The organism is Aeromicrobium sp., assembly GCF_036676885.1.
Classification (GTDB): Bacteria; Actinomycetota; Actinomycetes; order Propionibacteriales; family Nocardioidaceae; genus Aeromicrobium.
Window position 1 is genome coordinate 1 of sequence record NZ_JAKFCB010000008.1, and the last position, 3,949, is coordinate 3,949.

General features: G+C 71.1%; 5 protein-coding genes. 2 read left to right on the forward strand and 3 right to left on the reverse strand.

Annotated elements, in window-relative coordinates; translation table 11 throughout:
* Positions 1-73 precede the first annotated feature (73 nt).
* Both V6M46_RS00310 and V6M46_RS00315 read left to right on the forward strand, forming a co-directional pair.
* Entirely contained in the window at positions 74-559 is a 486-nt protein-coding gene (locus tag V6M46_RS00310; protein ID WP_332661683.1) for a hypothetical protein, read from the forward strand.
* Positions 556-957, forward strand: a complete 402-nt coding sequence (locus V6M46_RS00315; RefSeq protein ID WP_332661684.1) for a DUF4439 domain-containing protein — start codon at positions 556-558, stop codon at positions 955-957. The genes V6M46_RS00310 and V6M46_RS00315 overlap by 4 nt, the downstream gene beginning before the upstream one ends.
* Before the next feature lie 7 nt (positions 958-964).
* Here the strand turns inward: V6M46_RS00315 and V6M46_RS00320 are convergent, their stop codons facing one another.
* From V6M46_RS00320 to V6M46_RS00330, 3 genes are all read right to left on the reverse strand, one after another.
* Positions 965-2,704 (reverse strand): proline--tRNA ligase, encoded by a 1,740-nt coding sequence (locus V6M46_RS00320; RefSeq protein ID WP_332661685.1) that lies wholly within the window; start codon positions 2,702-2,704, stop codon positions 965-967.
* 43 nt (positions 2,705-2,747) lie between these two features.
* Complete coding sequence (locus tag V6M46_RS00325) at positions 2,748-3,110, reverse strand: DoxX family protein (RefSeq protein ID WP_332661686.1); 363 nt, start codon at positions 3,108-3,110, stop codon at positions 2,748-2,750.
* Between the two features lie 12 nt (positions 3,111-3,122).
* Positions 3,123-3,949 (reverse strand): GNAT family N-acetyltransferase (locus V6M46_RS00330; protein ID WP_332661687.1); only part of this gene is annotated, 827 nt, incomplete at its 5' end.

Sequence of the window (3,949 nt, forward strand, 5' to 3'; positions counted from 1 at the left end):
GCATCAGTGTCGGTTCCACCCTACCGAACCAGCGGGGCTCCGGTGAACGCGACGAGTCGGCTAGCCTGCCGTGGTGATCAGCCGACGCGCGCTCCTGGGAACGGGCGCTGCCACCGTAGCGGTTGCCGGCGGGCTCGCGGGCGCGGCCCTCGGCCACCGACTGGACGACCTGGCCCGCAGCGTCGGCATCGAGCCCCATCCCGAGCCCGCCCCCAGCGACGACCGGCTCATCGCCCGTGTGGCGGCCGACCAGAACGCACTGCTCGCGCGGGTCGAGGCCACCGCCGTGAAGCATGACGGGCTGCGTCTCGACCCGTTCGTCGCGATCAGCACGGCCCACGCCCGGGCCGTCGGCGTCGGCGGGTCCGTCCCGGACGTCACCCCGCCGCCCGCCAACCGGGCCAAGGCGGTCAGCACGCTGGCGTCCGCCTATGCGACCGCGTCGAAGGCCCGCGCGGCCGACGCGGCCGAGGCGATCTCCCCCGCGCTGGCTCGGGTGCTCGCATCGATGTCCGCGGGACTCGCCCAGTGCGCGATCACGGTAGGTGACCTGCGATGACGGCAACCGAGACGCTGCAGGACTGGCTCGCGCTCGAGCACGAGGCGGTGTGGCTCTATCCCGTCATCGGTGCGCGGTTCGACGCCCTCGCCGGCCGGGCCCGCGCGTCGCACGGCAAGCACCGCGACGCCCGCGACCGCCTGCTGTCCCGCCTGCACGAGACGGACATCGAGCCTGTGCCGACCGCGCTGGCGTACGACGTCGGGCCGCTGCGCACCAAGGCACAGGCTCTCGCCGCCGCGCTGCAGGTCGAGCGCGACATCGCAGCGGTGTGCCTGACGCTCGCGGGCGACACGACCGGCGAGCTGCGGACGTACGCGACCGCGGGCCTGCGCCGCGCCGCACTCGCCGAGATCACCTGGGGCGGGCCACCAGACGCGTTCCCCGGCCTCCCCTGAGCTGCGGTCAGTCGCGCAGGTGGGCCAGGAGGTCCGCGAGGGGTACGTCGGTGCGCTCGCCGGTCGCCCGGTCCTTGACCTCGACCACACCATCGACGAATCCCTTGCCGACGACGACGATCGTGGGTACGCCGATGAGCTCGGCGTCCTTGAACTTCACGCCGGGCGAGACCTTGCCGAGACGGTCGTCGTAGAGCACCTCGAGGCCGGCACCGATCAGCTCGTCGTAGACCTGCTCAGCCCCCGCGACCACGGCTTCGTCCTTGCCGGCGACGATCAGGTGCACGTCGAACGGCGAGAGCTCCTTGGGCCACACGAGACCGAGCTCGTCGTGGGCGTACTCGGCGACGGCGGCGACCGCGCGGGAGACCCCGACGCCGTACGAGCCCATCGTCACCGTGACGAGCTTGCCGTTCTCGTCGAGCACCTTGAGATCGAGCGCCTCGGCGTACTTGCGGCCGAGCTGGAAGATGTGGCCCATCTCGATGCCGCGGGCGAGCTCGAGCGGTCCTGAGCCGTCGGGCGCCGGATCGCCGGGGCGGATCTCCGCGGCCTCGATCGTGCCGTCAGGGGTGAAGTCCCGGCCGGCGACGAGGTCGATCGTGTGCGAACCGTCGACGTTGGCGCCGGTGACCCAGCGCGTGCCCTCGACGATGCGCGGATCGACGAGGAAGCGGATGCCGGACGCGCTCTCGGTGCCGAGCGCCTCCGGGCCGATGTAGCCCTTGACGAGCGCCGGGTGCTGGGCGAAGTCCTTCGCCTCGAACGGCTCGACCTCGGCCGGCGAGACGACCGCCTCGAGGCGCTTGGCGTCGACCTCGCGGTCGCCGGGCACGCCGATCGCGAGCGGCTCACGGGTGCCGTCGGGCAGCCGCAGCATCACCAGCACGTTCTTGAGCGTGTCCGCGGCGTTCCACGGGCGGTCGTCGCGCGGGAACTTCTCGTTGAGGTGCGCCACGAGCGTGTCGATCGTGGGCGTGTCCGGAGTCTGCTCGGCATGCGCGGCCGGGGCGTCGTCGTACGGGATGGCGTCGGGCACGACGGTCGTGACGGCCTCGACGTTGGCGGCGTAGCCACCGGGCGAGCGTACGAACGTGTCCTCCCCCGTCTCGGACACCGCGAGGAACTCCTCGCTGGCCGAGCCACCCATCGCGCCGGACTGCGCGTGGACGATGACGTACTCGAAGCCCAGCCGATCGAAGATCCGGACGTACGCCTCGCGGTGCGCCTGGTAGGACGCCTCGAGACCCGCGTCGTCGATGTCGAACGAGTAGGAGTCCTTCATGATGAACTCGCGGCCACGCAGGATGCCGGCGCGGGGACGCGCCTCGTCGCGGTACTTCGTCTGGATCTGGTAGATGCTCAGCGGCAGGTCCTTGTAGGACGAGTAGAGGTCCTTGACCAGCAGCGTGAAGAACTCCTCGTGCGTCGGGCCGAGCATCATGTCGTTGCCCTTGCGGTCCTTGAGCCGGAACACGTTGGGGCCGTAGTCGGTCCAGCGCCCTGACGCCTCGTAGGGCTCACGCGGCAGCAGCGCCGGGAAGCGCACCTCCTGAGCGCCGATCGACTCCATCTCCTCGCGGATGATCTTCTCGACCTTGGCGAGCACCTTGAGGCCGAGCGGCAGCCACGAGTAGATGCCGGGCGCGACCCGGCGGACGTACCCGGCGCGCACCAGGAGCTTGTGGCTCGGCACCTCGGCGTCGGCCGGATCGTCGCGGAGAGTACGCAGGAAGAGCCGGGACATACGCATAGGGGCGAGCCTAACGGGGTCTGGCGCGCAGCCGAACTCAGCCTCGCGCAGCCTTCAGCGCGATGCGGATCATGGGCAGCTGCAGCGGGAGGCGGAGCACCGTGCCGAGGGTGAACCACCGCGGCCTGCGCGGGTCACGGGCGCTGTCGATCGTCATCTGGACGTTGGCCGGGAACACCGCAGCGAGGAGCCCGGCCGAGGCGAGGCCGCCCAGACGCCGGGTCCGCGGGTGCAGCATGAGCCCCGCACACGCAAGCTCCGCCACACCCGACACCTGCACCAGCTCCCGCTTGTGGGGCAGTGGCTTCGGCACGATCGCCTCGTATGCCCGAGGGGCCACGAAGTGCAGCACGCCCGACACCGTGAAGATGCCGGCCAGGACCTTGATGTCACGACTCATGCCGTGAGCATGTCAGAGCAGGATCGAGGCGAAGGTCGCGGTCTGCTCGAAGCCGACCCGTTCGTAGGCCCGCCGGGCGGCGATGTTGTGGTCGTTGACGTAGAGCGTGACGACCGGCGCGACGGTCTTCCGGGCCTGCTGCACCACCGCGGCCAGGGCGGGAGCGGCGATGCCCTGTCCCCGCAGGTCGGGCCGGACGTAGACACCCTGGATCTGGCAGGCGTAGGCGGTCGCCGCCCCGACCTCGGCCTTGAAGAGCACGTCGCCGTCCTCGATGATCGCGAACGCCCAGCCCTGGGAGATCAGCTGCGCGACGCGGGCCCGATAGCCGCTGCGGTTGCCCACCTCGGGGTCGACGCCGACCTCCTCGGTGAACATGGCGACGCACGCCGGGTAGACCGTGTCGAACTCGTCGAGGACGACCGGGCGTACGCGCGGGTCCGGACGAAGGCGGCTGTCGCTGTCGAGCACCAGGAACGGCTGGTCCAGGCGCGGCGACCGGGCCGGACCCCAGTGCGGCTCGAGCAGCTTCCACATCGCCAGCACGGCATCGCGGGGCCCGACGATCGATGACGGCCGTACGTTGTCGGCCAGCGCCTGGTCGGCGAATGCCTCGACGGCCGCCGGCGTCGCCTGGACCGGTACGACATTGGCGCCGGCGTGGCAGGCCGACACGAGCACGCCATCCTCGAAGTAGCCCCAGACCTGGCCGCCCAGCCACCGGGTCTGCAGCTTGGTCGCGTCGACGCGATTGCGGACGAACAGGTTGACCAGCGGATCGCGGTCGAGCAGGGCGTACAGCTCAGGAAGGTCGGACGTCGTCAGCGAACGGACGTGCG